Source organism: Paenibacillus sp. MT124 (genome assembly GCF_058792755.1).
The window spans coordinates 4,647,902-4,664,004 of the sequence record NZ_CM179500.1 but is presented as its reverse complement, the minus strand read 5'-3'; the positions used below and the strand labels follow the sequence as shown (position 1 = coordinate 4,664,004).

Genomic DNA, 16,103 nt, shown 5'->3' with positions numbered 1-16,103 from the left:
GCTTGGTTTTTTTCCAAGTAGAGGAGCCAAGCATCATGCCGCGGGCGATTTCGCTGATGGAGCGGAGGCCGGTGGTTTTTTGTGCCAGATCGGCAGATAGCACAGGGGTAATGCAAGCAGTGAGCTGATGATGTTAAAAAGGGTCTGGGCATGCGCAATCTGTGCCCCGTAGTCCGCTGACAGCCAAGCTGAAGCTGCATGCAGCAACCCGATCAGCGGCATAAAAATCAAGGCTCCCGCAATGTTCAATACAACATGGGAGGCTGCAACGAATTTGCCTGCGGAAGCTCCTCCGGCGGCTGCAATGACAGCCGTGACACAAGTCCCGACATTGGACCCGATCACAATGGCAATACCAATCTCCACAGGCAGCACTCCAGTAGCGGCCAGCGTAATGGCCATGCTGATGACAGCTGCGCTGCTATGAATGAGAGCCGTAAGGCAGGCACCAGCCAGGAACCCCCACCACAGGCTGTCAGCCGAGCGATCCAAAAACCACTGGAATACGCCCATGCTGCGCAGGGGGACGGCAATGGATTGCATGACTTGAATGCCGGTCATCACCAAAGCAAAACCGGCAGCTGCAAGAAAGCTGTATTGTGAGTTGATTAGGAATCTTCGGGTGTGTTCGGGGGCTGCTTGATTGCGTTCACTAAGAACAACAAAGACAGCCCAACCTGTAAGCGAGATGACTAGCAAGGGCAGGGCAGCACGTCCAATCTGTAACCCAATCAACTCGGTTGTCAGACATGTACCGATATTCGTGCCCAGAATAATGCCTAGTGTGCGACCATAGGTAATTAATCTTGCATTCGCGAGACCAATGGTGAGCACCGTAACGGCGGTACTGCTCTGTAGTATTGCCGTGGCTCCTGCACTGAAAGCCATGCCTTTCCATGGAGCTGAGGTAGCTCGGTTAAGCCACCCGGCCAGCATTGGCCCAGCCATTCGCTGCAAGGCCGTTTCCATCAGTTTCATTCCACCAAAAAAGATAATTAGCCCATATATGAGCGGCAGCACAACATCTCTGAACATCTCGTTTCATCATTCCTTCCGTGCCTAGTCGTTATCTCATCTTATGAATAAGAGAGGACAACCATGACAGCCGGAAATTATTGGTGCGAACTGAATTGGATCGGAACACCAATCCGTCCCGTAGCGGCAACAAGTACTTTGCCATTTTCGTAATTTAGAATTGGGTTTTAACCTATTCACCTCACCATTCAAAAGAGACGGTGATTCGTGCAAATGGAGCGGAGGGAACGGAATTGGATCAGAAGAAGCGAAGCGTTCGCGTTTATCCCTGGATTTTCCCTTTGGAAAAAGGGAATCGAAAAAAATCCAGGGATAACAGCGATCTGAAGACCAATCCGTCCCGTAGCAGCAACATATATTTTTCAATTCCGTAATTTAGGATTGTCTTAACCTACTCACCTCACCATTCAAAAGATACGGTGATTCGTGCAAACGGAGCGGAGGGGACGGAATTGGATCAGAAGAAGCGAAGCGTTCGCGTTTATCCCTGGATTTTCCCTTTGTAAAAAGGGAATCAAAAAAAATCCGGGGATAACAGCGATCGGAAGACCAATCCGTCCACGCAGCGGTCACCATTTGCACCAAACCTATCTTTTCAACTAACTAACTACAAAGGAAGTGGATTTACCTTGCCATCGGTTACACTGGAACGCAGTCGCAAAAAGCGGCTTGAACATGCACATCCATGGATATATAACAACGAAATTGCCTCGGTTGACGGTACCCCCGAACCGGGAGATCTGGTCAACGTATTGAATCATCAAGGTCGTTATCTGGCGACAGGATACTATAACCCGGCTTCACAGATTACGGTGAGAGTCGTTTCATATCAACCGCTGGAGCAGATGGACACCGCCTTTTTTGCTGCTCGCTTCAGCGACTGCCTGCGTCACCGGGAACGTTTTATCCAGGATGGAGAGGCGTATCGCCTCGTTTATGGAGAAGCTGATTTTTTGCCGGGTCTGATCGTGGACCGTTTTGGCAGTGTTCTTGTTGTACAGCTGCTTACCTTGGGAATGGATCGCTGCCGTGAAGCCATCGTACAGGCTCTGATTGAAGTGATGCAGCCGGAAGGAATCTATGAGCGCAGTGATGTGCCGATTCGGGAACTGGAAGGACTCGAGCAGACCAAAGGACCGCTGTATGGGGAGTGCCCACGTCATGTGACGGTAACCGAGAATGGCTTGCTTATTAAAGTGGATATCGTGGAAGGCCAGAAAACAGGCTATTTCTTCGACCAGCGCGAGAATCGGGCGGCGATTGAACCGCTTATGAAGGGCTGGGGCTATAAAAGCGGAATAACGTTGCAGGAAGTGGAACAAGAGGGAAGCCATCAGCTGCTGCCTGTAAATAAAAGTGGTAAAGTGGTAACCTTCCCCTATTGGGATGGGGCAACTGTTCTGGAGTGCTTCTCGCACACGGGCAGCTTCACGTTGAACGCTTGCAAATATGGAGCCAAAAAAGTCACATGCCTGGATATTTCAGAGCATGCTATTGAAAGTGCCCGCACCAATGTAGAATTGAATGGTTTTACGGATCGGGTAGAATTTGTTGTCGCTGACGCCTTCCAGTATTTACGTGAACAGGTCAAGGGAGTAGAAGAGCGTTCCGTACGTGCGCGGGCTGCCGAACAGAAAGTGGATACCTCCAAAGCGCTTGCAGCTGGCGGCGGGAAAACATTTGATGTGGTCATTCTTGACCCACCTGCCTTTGCCAAAACCAAATCAGCAGTCAAAGGCGCCTGCCGTGGATACAAGGATATTAACCTGCATGGCATGAAGCTTGTGAATGAAGGTGGGTATTTGGTCACAGCGAGCTGTTCGTATCATATGCGTCCCGATCTCTTCCTGGAAACGATTGCGGATGCAGCTGAAGATGCGGGCAAGGTACTGCGCCTGATTGAATGGAAAGCTGCCGGCAAGGATCACCCGCAAATTTTGGGTGTGGATGAAGGGCATTATTTGAAATTTGCAATCTTTGAAGTGCGCAGCAAAACAAACTGATCTGTCATTTTGTTAAAAGTTGCTGTTAAGAAACAAGTCCACGGTGTAATAAGCTGTGGGCTTGTTTCGTGTTACAGGAAATCATTTTGCCTTTACCGGATTGTGGCAAACGTATGTTCCGAACCAGGTCAGGTATGTTATACTGGGAATTAAAATCTTGTTCGTGATGGTTTGGAGGATTAGACATGTCTGTACGCTTTATTATTGGCCGGGCAGGCAGCGGCAAGACGACGCTGATTACCCGGGAAATTACGTCTTTGCTTCAAAAGGAACCTCAAGGCAAACCACTCATATGGTTGGTTCCGGAACAAAGCTCGTTTCGCACCGAGCAGGCTCTGGTTTCTTCTGGCGCGATCAAAGGCACCATGCGTGCAGAAGTATTGGGTTTTCGCCGATTAGCCTATCGTATCATGCAGGAAGCGGGTGGGTCTGCGCGGATTCCAATCGGAGCCGAGGGGAAAAAGATGCTGCTTTATAAAGTATTACAGCGGCGCAAGGAAGAGTTGAAGCTTTTTGGCGCTTCGGGCAATCAATTGGGCTTTATAGGGCATTTGAATGATTTGTACAGTGAGTTTAAGCGTTATGAACTAGATCCCGGCTTGCTGGAAGAAGGCCTTTCTAATTGGAATACATCTTCTTCAGCGCCGATCCTGGGTGACAAGTTACATGACTTGCTTCTTATATATCGTGATTATGAACAGGAACTAACGGAACTCTACATCGATGATGAAGACACGCTGACAGAACTGAACGAACGTTTGCAAGAGAGTGAGCTTCTTCAGGATGCACAAATCTGGATTGACGGTTTTCAGGGCTTTACCCCACAGGAAATGAGCGTAATTGGAAGACTGATGCTTCAGTCCTCTTCAGTAACCATTACGTTGACCTTGGATCGGCCTTATGATCACGGCGCACTGCCCAGCGAATTGGATCTGTTCCATCCAACAGCGAGCGCATATGCGCGGCTCAAGGGTATGGCTGAGGATCTGGGAGTCATGAGCGAAACGATGGTGCTGCAGCCGGTTGTTTTGCCAAGATATGAGCACAGCCCTGGTTTGGCCCATCTGGAGTCTGGGTTCGACCGACGGATTCGTTGGAGAAGTGATGGCCGCGATGCGGGCGTGAAGTTATACGCAGCCGAAAATCGCAGGGCTGAGATGGAAGGTGCATTGCGGGAAATGCGCAGATTGGCTCAGGAGGAAGGCGTGCGTTATCGGGACATGGCCGTACTCGTTCGTCAGCTGGATGCCTATGCCGATATTGCCGAGCCACTCTTTAGGGACTATGACGTGCCCGTTTTCCTGGATCGCAGAAGAAGTGAGCTTCATCATCCGCTCTCGGAATTCATTCGTTCTGCAATTGATGTCGTTCGTCGCCGCTGGCGTTACGAAGATGTATTTCGCTGTGTCAAAACGGATCTGCTGCTTCCTCGTGATGGTTCCATCACTCGTGAAGATATGGACCAGCTCGAAAATTATATACTCGCGTGTGGAATTCACGGATACCGCTGGACCGACGGCAAGCCTTGGAAATACGTCCCGAGTCTGTCTCTGGAAGACAATGGACAAGACGGCCGAAGCCGAGGGCGGGAACAAATGCTGTCGCTCATGGAAAAATGCCGAACGGTCATTACGGATCCGATGGCTGCGTTTGAGAAACGCATGATCAAGGCCAAGACGGCAAGAGAACAGTGTGCTGCACTATATGGACTGCTCGAAGACGCAGAAATTCCTTGGAAACTCGAAATGATGTCTGCTGAGGCAACAGCTCAGGGTGACCCGGAGCGTTCGCGGGAACATCGTCAGATGTGGGGAGCTGTCCTGGATCTGCTGGACCAGATGGTGGATATGATGGGAACGGAACGACTGGACATCGATCTGTTTGCGGGCCTGATGGAGACGGGGTTGACTGAGCTGAAGCTAGGACTTGTTCCGCCGGCGCTGGATCAGGTGCTGGTCGGTTCCATGGACCGGACTCGCCTGCAGGATATCCAGTATGTATTCATTCTGGGAGCCGTTGACGGTGAACTCCCGGCTGTGCCGCAGGAAGATGGCGTGTTAACGGAGCAGGAGCGGGAGCTGCTGACCGAAAGAGGTCTCGGCCTTGGACCTGGAACAACAAGACGAATGCTGGACGAGCGTTTCCTGATCTATACCGCCTTGACTGCTGCAAGTAAGCAGTTGTGGTTAAGTTACCCTGTGGCTGATGATGAGGGCAAAACGCTTTTGCCTTCGGAAATTGTGAGACATGTACGAAAGATGTTCGGATTGAATGAAGTGCCACTTCTTGCACAGCCGCCAGTAACGGGTTTGGAAGAAGCTCACTGGTCTTACGTTATTCATCCAGAGCAGAGTCTGTCGGTTCTGATTGGGCAGCTGCGCAGATGGCGCAGGGGTGAAGAGATTCCTGAACTCTGGTGGTCGGTCTACAACTGGCACTGCACGAATGAGAGCCTCAGACCTCAGCTGGAGCGATTGCTGGGCTCCATTTTTTATCGCAATCGTGCATTGCCACTGCGCACTTCGACAAGCCGCCGATTGTATGGCACGGAGGTGCGGACAAGCGTTTCTCGAATGGAACGATTCGTGGCATGTCCATTCTCCCATTTTGCCTCGCACGGATTACGCTTGAAAGAGCGTCAGCTATATCGTCTTCAAGCTCCGGACATTGGGCAGCTGTTCCATGCTGCCCTGAGTCAGCTGGCGATACGACTCCGTGAAGAGAACCGCAGCTGGGGCAGCCTCTCTCCGGAACAATGCCGCAAGGAAGCGGAGCAAACGGTGGATCAGATTGCTCCTCAGCTTCAGGGCGAGATTCTGCTGAGTACGAAACGTTACGGCTACATTTTCCGCAAACTGAAGGATATTGTAAGCCGGGCTTCGGTCATTTTGGGTGAGCAATCGAGACGTGGGAGTTTTGAACCTATTGGTCTTGAGCTGGACTTTGGGCCAGGCAAACCCTTGCCGCCTCTTCGTTTCGAACTGGAGAACGGGTGTGTGATGGAGATTGTGGGCCGGATTGACCGGGTTGATGTCGCCGAGGGAGAAAATGGAATTTTGCTTCGGGTTATTGACTATAAATCGAGCCAGACGGATCTCAAATTGCATGAAGTGTACTACGGACTGTCCCTGCAGATGCTTACGTATCTGGAAGTGCTGCTTAGTGCTGCCGAAGAGTGGCTGGGAGAATCGGCGATGCCTGGAGGAACATTGTATTTCCATGTGCATAACCCATTGCTGCAATCTGCGAACGGCATGACCTCAGAACAGGCGGGACAGGAATTGCTGAAACGCTTCAAAATGAAGGGCCTGCTTCTGGCAGATCGTGATGCCATTGCACAGATGGATAACACGCTGGATAAAGGCTACTCGGCCATTATTCCTGTTGCACTCAAGGCGGACGGCAGCTTCTATAGCAGCGCAGCGGTAGCTACGCCAGACCAGTGGGACACGCTGCTCGCATCTGTTCGAGGTAATATCCGGGAGATCGGGACCCGCATTACGGATGGGGATGTGGCCATAGAGCCTTACCGCATTCAGCAGGAGGTTGCATGCACATTCTGTCCGTTTAAACCCGTCTGTCAATTTGATGAGAATATTGAAGGCAATGAATATAATCTGTTGTCCAAGCCAGGCAAACAGCAAATCTGGGACATGCTGTCACACAACAAGGGAGGGGAGACGTCATGACGAATATGCCAAAACCGGAAGGCAGCTTCTGGAGCGATGACCAGTGGAGTGCAATTTCCCAGAGTGGTGAAGACATTCTCGTTGCTGCAGCAGCGGGGTCGGGTAAAACTGCTGTGTTGGTCGAACGGATTATTCGTAAAATAGCCGATCCTTCTCGTGGCTTCAGCGTGGATCGATTGTTGGTGGCTACCTTTACGAAGGCGGCTGCTGCTGAGATGAAGCAGCGTATTCGGGAAGCACTTGAACGTGCACTCGAGGAAGAGCCTGAGGAGGAGCATTTGCGCAAACAGTTATCGCTGCTTGGGCGAGCTTCAATCACAACGCTGCATTCATTTTGTATGGAAGTCATTCGCCGTTACTATCAGCAAATACCGCTTAACCCGGCTTTTCGGATATTAAACGAGAATGAAGCCGAAATGCTGCGTCAGGAGCTCCTGGAAGAGCTGTTTGAAGATAAATACGGGGAAGAAGGTGAAGGCAGCACATTCCGTGAGCTTGTGGACTGGTTCAGCGGTGAACGGAACGATGATGCCATGCACCGGCTTGTGCAGCGCCTGTATGATTTCTCGCGCAGTCACTCCTGGCCGGATCACTGGCTCGCCGAAATGGCATCTGCATTTCAAGTTGAAAGCGTAGAGGCCCTTGGTCATTCAGCATGGGTACAGAGCATTTTACGAGATGCCGCACTTACCCTGAGCGGTGCAGCGGGACTCTTGCGTCAAGGCATTGGCATTGCGTTACAGCCGGAAGGGCCAAAACCGTATGCGGATACCTTAAAGGAAGATCTGGCCATGGTGGAGGAGCTCCTGTCTGCCGTGGAGGTTATGCCATGGGAGAGACTGCCTGAAGTATTTCAGCCCGCAGCTTTTGGCAAGCTGAAACCCTGCAAAAAGGATCAAACCGATCCGGCGCTGCAGGAACAAGTGAAGGAACTTCGGGAGGCTGCAAAAAAGGCAATCACCGATCTGAAAGGCTCGCTCTTTGGCCGGAGTGCATTTTCCTTCTGGCAGGAGCTGGAGCAGGCTGCTCCGCTCATGCAGGAACTGTCCAAACTTGTAAGTGAGTTCGGCGAACGTTACAAGCTGGCCAAACAAGAGCGTGGGCAGGTTGATTTTAGCGATCTGGAGCATTATTGTCTTCACATTTTGCGTCATGAGGATTCCACGCCAGAGCTCTCCATGCCTTCAGATGCAGCAATGGAATACAGGGCTCGTTTTGATGAAGTGCTGCTGGATGAATATCAGGATACCAATACCGTTCAGGAAGATATCGTAAAGCTAATTTCCAGGGAGAATCCAGGTAATCGCTTTATGGTAGGAGATGTGAAACAGAGTATTTACCGTTTCCGCTTGGCTGAGCCGGGACTATTTCTTAATAAATACCGTCAATACAACTCTGACACCCAAAGTGATGAAGGAGAAGCAAGCACGCCGCGTGCAGGCAGACGCATTGACCTGGCACGTAACTTCCGTAGTCGTGCTGAAGTGGTTCATTCGGTAAATATGCTGTTCCGTCAGCTCATGAATGAGGGCGTAGCAGAGATCGCTTATGACGAACGGGCCCAGCTAGCCTATGGGGCTTCGTTTCCACCAGAAACCGAGGGAGATGAAGCTTATACGCCGGAACTGCTTCTGATTGACCGACAAGGGGGAGGCCCGGACCTGGGTGAGAGTGTAGATGAAAATGGAGATCACCTGGCGTCGGCTGAACTGGAAAGTGCCGAACTGGAAACGGCTCAACTGGAAGCACGGGCCATGGCTCGGCGCATTCGGGAGATCGTTGGCGATACCGATCAGCCTGCGTTGAATGTGTATGATAAGGCGTTAAAAACAATGCGTCCTGCCCGTTACGGCGACATTGTCATCCTGCTGCGCTCTGCCTTGATGTGGGCTCCGTTAATGATCGAAGAATTCAGGCAGCAGGGAATTCCGGCCGGAGGGGAGCAGAGCAAGGGTTATTTTCAGGCAACGGAAGTGGAGATCATGTTATCCCTGCTTCAGATCGTGGACAACCCAAGACAGGATATTCCGCTCGCTTCAGTCCTGCGTTCACCGATTGTGGGCTTAAATGAAGAGGATTTGGCACAAATTCGTCTGGGGGATAAAAGGCAGTCTTTCTATGATGCAGTTGTATCTGCTGTTCAGATCGGGCAAGTGACCAATGATGATTCGTCTGCAGTACAGATGCAATGGCCGGAAATCTGGACAGAACTGGAACAGGTCCAGCAAGAGGCCGCTGTTACAGCAGAGTCAGTGGTATCTGAGAAGCAATCTCTGAATGAGGGTATCGAAAAGGATGGTTATCATGATCCAGGAGAGCACTCAGCCCATGCAGGATCGGAATTAAAGCAGAAATTAATTCATTTTATGGGCCAGCTGCAGCAATGGCGGCTTGAGGCACGTCAAGGCAGTCTAAGTGAACTCATTTGGCGTATATACAGGGAGACTGGCTATTTGGACTGGGTAGGTGGTCTTCCGGGAGGTATACAGCGTCAAAGCAACCTGAAAGCCCTGTATGACCGTGCGCGTCAATATGAAGAATCGACGTCGAATCGGGGGTTGTTCCGCTTTTTGACCTATGTCTCCAGACTTCGTGAGAATGGTGGGGATCTGGGAACAGTGGCGGGATCGGGCGAACAGGACAATGCGGTCCGAATCATGACCATTCACCGGAGTAAAGGGTTGGAGTTTCCGGTTGTATTTGTGGCTGGCATCTCCAAAATGTTCAACCAGCAGGATCTGAATGCACCGTTCTTAATGCACAAGGAGCTTGGATTCGGTCCAAGATTTGTGGATCGGGAAAATAGGGTGGCTTATCCCACACTGGCTAATCTCGCCATTCGACGCAGAGCCCAGTTTGAGCTGCTGGCTGAGGAGATGCGGGTACTGTATGTTGCCCTGACTCGGCCCAAGGAGAAAATGATTCTGGTTGGGACGGTTAAGGATGCTGCCAAAAAGGCAGCCGCCTGGTCACAGATCAAAGACAGTTCGGAACTGATTCTGCCGGATTACCTGCTCGCGGCAGGACGAAGTTATCTGGATTGGATCGGACCGTCTCTAATTCGCCATCCGTCGGCCGCTCCATTACGCGAACTGGCTGGTGTACAAGACTCCTATGCTGCTTGTCTGATGGATGATGAATCACGCTGGAGCATTTCCGTCATGTCTGCCGATTGGGTATCGAGAGAGACCTTTGTGGATTCAAAACATGGTGAGGAAGACGAATTGGCAGAAGCACGTCAAGAACGAATGAAAGCTCTACAAGCTGTAAAACCGGTGATTTTATACCCCTCCACAATTCATGGTGAGATAGATCGAGATTTACCAGATGAGCTATCACGAGATGAGATGAAGGTTGATAGGGTCGGAACTGAAACCGAATGGATGCTAAACGTTGAGCGGCGCCTATCATGGACGTATCCATATGAAGCGGCAACCCAGGTGGCTGCGAGCACGTCCGTCTCAGAGTTAAAGACAATGCTTGCGATACAGGACCATCAACCTCTACATGTGATGGAAGAGCTGGAAAGACAAATGGATGATGCGGAGGTTCTCGAAAACCCGCAGTCCGAACATAAGGTCAGTAAGACACATCATGGCCGGACGGATGGCATGAATGAGCATTCCTTCAAATTGCATTTGCGCCGCCCGAAGTTTATGGAAGAGAAACAGTTGACGGGGGCTGAGCGCGGGACCGTGTATCATACGTTGATGCAGCATTTACCTTTGGATGGAACGAATGTGGATGCCGCGATTGTGGAACAGACGCTTGCAAGACTGACCACACTTCAGATTTTGCTGCCTTATCAGGCAGAAGTGATTGAACCTGAACATTTGGCTCAATTCTTTCAGACGGAACCAGGCACGGAGCTGCTGCGAGCTGATTGGGTAAAACGGGAGATTCCTTTTATCTATGGACTTCCAGCAGAGCATTCTCCCGCCGAATGGGTGCAGCATCTGTCATCGAATGCGGGAATGCAATCCCTGGATGAAGACAGCGGACTACAGGCCTCGCTCGAGAATGAAACCGTACTTGTACAGGGGATCATTGATTGCCTCTACGAGGTGGACGGTGAGCTTACGCTGCTGGATTACAAAACGGACCGGGTGCTGGAACATCGCGGAGGATTAAACGAACTGACCAGAAACTATCGTTTTCAGCTGGAGCTGTATGGCCGGGCGATTGAAGATATTTTGGGGCGCAAGGTAGATCGGAAGTGGCTGTACTTCTTTGATGGTGGACATGCTGTAGAACTTTAATGGAGCAGCTTGAAACGGAAGATATATTCGTTATATGTGCTTGCGATTGACGATGAAAGTCACGAAGGGGACGAATCGGTTTCTTAGAAACGATGGTGTCCCCTTTGTTTTCCGTATTGGCTAGTGACATTCAGGAATGAGCTTCTAATATTTAGGGATAGGCACTCTTATGATTAGGTTTTTGTAGGGAGAGGGGATGAACGGAATATGCGTATCTTGCATACCGGGGACTGGCATTTGGGAAAAACGTTGGAAGGAAGAAGCAGGCTGCGTGAGCAGGAAGAATTCGTCGATGAACTTGTAAGACTGGCAGATGAGCAGCAGGCTGATGCCGTGTTGATGGCTGGTGACGTGTATGACTCGGTCAATCCGCCTGCTTCGGCAGAGCAGCTGTTTTACGAGGCGGCAGCCAGGCTTAGCGAGCGGGGAAGACCACTGGTAGTCATTGCAGGTAACCATGATCAGCCGGAACGGGTAGCCTCTGTGACACCACTTGTAAACAGACAGGGGATTACACTTGTCGGTATGCCAACGGCGGAAGCGGTGACTATTCATGCGCCTAGAACAGGCGAGACTGCCAAAATTGCTGCACTGCCCTATCCTTCAGAGGCAAGGCTTAATGAAGTTCTCACCACGGATGGTGATGAAAATGTGCTTCGTCAAGCTTATAGCCGCCGGGTTGGCATGCTCATGCAGCGTCTGGCTAACTCATTTGGTCCGGATACGGTGAATTTGGCGATGAGTCACATATATGTGCTGGGCGGGGTTGAAAGCGATTCGGAGCGCCCAATTCAGGTGGGCGGGGCTTACACAGTAGATCCATCTTCACTATCAATCGGTGCGCAATATACAGCACTTGGACACCTTCATCGCGCTCAGGCTGTGAAAGGGGACGGCGTGATCCGGTACAGCGGATCGCCGCTGGCCTACAGCTTCTCGGAAGCAGGACAGAGCAAATCGGTAACGATGGTGGATTTGGCGCCAGGCGGAACTCCGAATGTAGAAGAAGTGCTGTTGTCCTGTGGACGCCCCCTTGTGCGCTGGAAGGCACGCGGAGGTCTGGCCGAGGTGTATCGCTGGTTGGAAGAGGGAAGAGACGCCCAAGCATTCATTGATATGGAAGTGTGGCTGGACGATGCCATGTCACTCAAAGAGATCCAGCAGCTGCGCAAGTCACATGATGGCATTATTCATATCCGTCCAGTGTATCCGGAGATGGCCGCTGCCGGATTGCTGGAGCAGCGTTCCGAGCTGCCTGTGCATGAATTGTTCCGCAAGTTCTACCAGCGTCAGACGGGCGGGGCACAGCCGGAGGACAGTCTGGTACAGCTGTTCCTAGAATTGGTGGACGAGGACGAGCCAGGCGTGCGTGAGGAGGTCGAAGGAAGATGAAGCCGATTTTATTAAAAGTGGCCGGATTGCAAAGTTATCGTGAAGCTCAGGAGATTGATTTTACGGTACTGACCGAAACCGGATTATTCGGAATTTTCGGCCCCACGGGCAGCGGAAAGTCTTCCCTGCTGGATGCCATTACTCTTGCCATGTACGGAAAGGTCGAGCGGGCAGTTAACGGAACTCAGGGGATTATGAATCATGCTGAGGATGCCCTCGCAGTCGCTTTTACCTTCGAACTGTCGTCAGCTGAAGGAGCGCGAAGATTTCGGGTGGAACGGCGTTTTAAGCGGAATAACGAAATATCGGTAAGCAATACGATCAGTAAATTTATTGAGACCGTAAATGGAGAGGAACAGGTGCTCGCTGACAAGTTAGCTGATGTGAACCGTTGTGTGGAAGAAGTGATCGGGCTCAAAATGGATGATTTTACGCGGGCTGTAGTGCTTCCTCAAGGGAAATTCGCTGAGTTTCTATCGCTGAAAGGTAGTGAACGACGCCAGATGCTGCAGCGGCTGTTTCATTTGGAAAAGTACGGGGATCAGCTTGCCATTAAGCTCAGCCGGCGCGTGAAGGATAATGATATGGTTCATCAAGCGCTCTTGGCAGAGCAGCAGGGTCTTGGCAATGCAAGCCAAGAAACGCTGGAAGAAACCAAACGTCTTCTGCAGGAGGCCATGAAGCATGCGGAGCTCTCCCGTCAGACACTGGATGAAGCTGCGAAGGAAGCGGAACAGCAGGGTAAAATACGTGAATTAAGTCATGAACGCCAGAAGCGTCTGGATGAACAACATAAGCTCAAAGCTCTCGAACCGCAAATCGAAACCGGGGAGCAGCGCTTGAAACAGTCGAGCTCAGCAGATGCCATACTGCCTGCGCTTCAGACGATGCGGGATGCAGTTACCCAGCATAAGCTGCGACAAACTGCAGCTTCTGCTGCACATGAACAAGCCGTGGAACACGAACGATTATCTGTGCTTGAAGCAGAAAAGGCCGAAACGACACGTGTACAGCTGGCTGAGGGCGAACCCAAGCTGCTGCTTCGGTTGGAGCAGTTGGAACAGGCCAAAGAGCTGCAGCGGGAACGAGACAGTCTTCTGGAGGACAGCTCACGTTTGAAGCAGCTTCTGGAGAAAGGACAGGCTGAGCAGGAAGTTCATGGCCAGCAGCTGGAGAAGGAAAAAGAACTGCAGCAGCGTGGACGAAAACGGCGGGAAGAATTGCAGGAAAGTCTGAAGCCAAATGAAGTCAAGTCAGAGGAGCGAAGACAACTGCAAGCTGCGCTGGAGCTTCGGCATCGGCTGGATACGGCAGCAGAGCAGCTGCGTCAGAACCAGGCTGAGATGGAGACGTACAAGCAGTCTGCCAGCCTGGCAGAAAGCAAACTTCAGGCGGCGATAAGTGAAGAGGAACGCCTGCAAGAACAGCGGAAGCTGTTGATTGAACAGGCGTCGGCGGGTCTGGAGGCCATGCTTGCTTGTGAGCAGGACATCGGCCGTGAACAAAGCCTGCTGGCCGGCGCGGAGGAGCAGCTGCGCGGCTCGATGCGCGAGCAGGAGCTGCACCGGCTCTCCTCCGCCTTGCGCGCCGAGCTGCGTGACGGCGAGCCATGCCCGGTGTGCGGCTCCGCACACCACCCGCTCCCGGCTGCGCCGCCGGGAGAAGGTCCGCACGCAGGCGATGCGGACCTGGAACTGCTGCGCAGCCTGCAGGCAGAGCTGCAGGAGCTGCGCTTCGGGCTGCGCCAGCAGCTGCACGAACGTCGCAGCCTGCTGACGCAGCTTGGCGCCGCGGCCGGCGAAGCACCGGCCGCAGCCGAGGCCGCGCCTGCGGCAGCGGAGCAAGAGCCCGCAGGTTTGCCCGCACACGGGCAATCACCTGCGGACTGGGCGGCGCGTGCCGCAGCGCTGCGCGAGACCGCGCGTGCGCTGGCTGACGCCGCGACGCAAGTGCAGGCGCAAGCAGCCGCGTTGCAGCAGGCGGCTGTGGGTGCGCAGCAGCGCCGCATGGAGGCGGCAGCCGCGCAGGAGGCCGGCCGTGCCGGTCTCGTCCAGGCGGAGCGCAAGCTGGCTGAAAGCGAGGCAGCAGCGGCGGCATTGCAAGGCCGCTGGGCCTCAGAACTGCCCGGCATCGCCCCAGAGGAGGCTGTCGCCCTTCATCAGGCGATGCAGGAACGCGATGCACGTGCCGAAGACATCAAGGAACGGCTGAACAAGAGTGTCACGTTTTTGGAAGAAAAGGAACAGTCCGTACAGTCCCTCCAACAAAAGCTGGTTGAACTGGACAAACAGCTGATCCAGTGGCAAACCGAGTGGCAGGGAAACCGTAAACAGCTGGCCGAGAAGGAAGAACGACTGCGCCAGTGGGTGGGCGAACAACGTGTAGAAGAGCTCATCGCTGTCACGCAGTCACAGCTGGATGGGCTGCGAAAAGCAGCAGCCGACTCGGCCCGGCGCTTCAAGGAAGCGGACAACCTGAAACAGGAGTCTGCCAAGAAAGACGTCATGGCCAGACAGGCCCTGAATTCAGCATCGGAGCATCTGGAACAGGCGCAGGCACGCTGGCAGCAATTGCTTGATCAATCTCCATTTGACTCTGAACAAGCCGTTCTGGAGGCAGCGATTCCTGCAGACGAGGCTGAGCGACTGGCAGCAGAGATTCAGCATCATCGTGAAAGGGAACGTGAGCTGGTTTCCCAGCTGCGTGAACTGGAGCAAAAGCTGGGTGGAGCAGAAGTGTCCGAAGAGCAGTGGTTAGCCTGCACAGAACGTCTGAAGTTACGACGTGCTGATGATGAAGCTGCGCTAAGTGCGAAGGCTCGTGCAGAACGGGATCTGGAAGATGTTCAGCAGCGTCACGTTCGCTGGACCGAATTGGAGAACAAACGGGTAGAAGTGAGTCATCACGGGGAGCAGCTCAGCAAACTGCAGGCAGCCTTCAGAGGCAATGCATTTGTAGAGTATATTGCAGAAGAGCAGCTCATGCAGGTTAGCCAAGCTGCGTCACAGCGTTTGCGTTTTCTTACGAAGCAGCGCTATTCACTCGAGGTGGATTCGGGCGGTGGATTTGTCATCTGCGATGATGCCAACGGTGGAGTTAAGCGTCCGGTATCCACTTTATCTGGTGGAGAGACCTTCTTGACCTCGTTGTCCTTGGCACTCGCCTTGTCCGCACAGATTCAGCTGCGCGGCCAGTACCCGCTTCAATTCTTCTTCCTGGATGAAGGATTTGGAACATTGGACCCGGATCTGCTGGATACGGTCATTACATCGCTCGAGAAATTGCATGATGATCGTTTGGCCGTCGGGGTCATCAGCCACGTACCGGAACTGAGGGCTCGTCTGCCGCGCAAGCTGGTTGTTATTCCTGCGAGCGAAGCAGGAGGCGGTTCACGGGTAGTATTGGAGAGTCTCTGATATACAAATGTTCTTTGCTTGCTCCGAAAGCTAATAAAGCTATCTGATTTTAACAGCGGAGAATCGGTATTGACTTACTTCGACTGTAAAACGAGGATATTTAAGTTGAATCTTGTAAAATGGAGTGAGTTACCTCACAGATACAGGTTCAACCAGCTGTTATACTACAGTCAAGCCGACATACCTTATGTAAAGTACCCCGGCGGACGTTTGATCAGGAAGCTTCCCGGTCAGACGTCCGCGGCAGCTGATTTCATTCGAAATCCGCTCAGGGGGTGCTTCTTTTTTTTGCCCTGTTCCTTTAGTGTC

At 52.4% G+C, this 16,103-nt stretch carries 6 protein-coding genes; 5 read left to right on the top strand and 1 reads right to left on the bottom strand.

The annotated features are described in order from the left end of the window. Positions 1-33: 33 nt before the first annotated feature. Positions 34-1,035: a Na/Pi cotransporter family protein gene (locus AC3RCI_RS21085; protein ID WP_492471443.1), complete on the bottom strand. Its 1,002-nt coding sequence runs from the start codon at positions 1,033-1,035 to the stop codon at positions 34-36. Positions 1,036-1,664: 629 nt separating this feature from the next. On the opposite strand from AC3RCI_RS21085, the gene AC3RCI_RS21080 reads away from it, so the two are divergent. The 5 genes from AC3RCI_RS21080 to AC3RCI_RS21060 all read left to right on the top strand — a co-directional run bounded on the left by AC3RCI_RS21080 (position 1,665) and on the right by AC3RCI_RS21060 (position 15,794). Further along, positions 1,665-3,038: a class I SAM-dependent rRNA methyltransferase gene (locus AC3RCI_RS21080; RefSeq protein WP_492526224.1), complete on the top strand. Its 1,374-nt coding sequence runs from the start codon at positions 1,665-1,667 to the stop codon at positions 3,036-3,038. A gap of 185 nt (positions 3,039-3,223) precedes the next feature. Beyond that, positions 3,224-6,727, top strand: a complete 3,504-nt coding sequence (gene addB, locus AC3RCI_RS21075; protein ID WP_492526222.1) for a helicase-exonuclease AddAB subunit AddB — start codon at positions 3,224-3,226, stop codon at positions 6,725-6,727. Further along, positions 6,724-10,986: a helicase-exonuclease AddAB subunit AddA gene (gene addA, locus AC3RCI_RS21070; protein WP_492526220.1), complete on the top strand. Its 4,263-nt coding sequence runs from the start codon at positions 6,724-6,726 to the stop codon at positions 10,984-10,986. The genes addB and addA overlap by 4 nt, the downstream gene beginning before the upstream one ends. Positions 10,987-11,193: 207 nt before the next feature. Continuing rightward, positions 11,194-12,378, top strand: a complete 1,185-nt coding sequence (locus tag AC3RCI_RS21065; protein ID WP_492526218.1) for an exonuclease SbcCD subunit D — start codon at positions 11,194-11,196, stop codon at positions 12,376-12,378. Further along, positions 12,375-15,794 carry an SbcC/MukB-like Walker B domain-containing protein gene (locus tag AC3RCI_RS21060; RefSeq protein ID WP_492526216.1) on the top strand — a complete coding sequence of 1,140 codons (3,420 nt, stop codon included), beginning with the start codon at positions 12,375-12,377 and terminating at the stop codon, positions 15,792-15,794. The genes AC3RCI_RS21065 and AC3RCI_RS21060 overlap by 4 nt, the downstream gene beginning before the upstream one ends. Positions 15,795-16,103: the final 309 nt, after the last annotated feature.

Bases quoted from the DNA above. Each gene is read 5' to 3' on its own strand.
- addA (WP_492526220.1), top strand. From the start codon at position 6,724: ATGACGAATATGCCAAAACCGGAAGGCAGCTTCTGGAGCGATGACCAG.
- AC3RCI_RS21065 (WP_492526218.1), top strand. From the start codon at position 11,194: ATGCGTATCTTGCATACCGGGGACTGGCATTTGGGAAAAACGTTGGAA.
- AC3RCI_RS21085 (WP_492471443.1), bottom strand. From the start codon at position 1,035: ATGTTCAGAGATGTTGTGCTGCCGCTCATATATGGGCTAATTATCTTT.
- addB (WP_492526222.1), top strand. From the start codon at position 3,224: ATGTCTGTACGCTTTATTATTGGCCGGGCAGGCAGCGGCAAGACGACG.
- AC3RCI_RS21060 (WP_492526216.1), top strand. From the start codon at position 12,375: ATGAAGCCGATTTTATTAAAAGTGGCCGGATTGCAAAGTTATCGTGAA.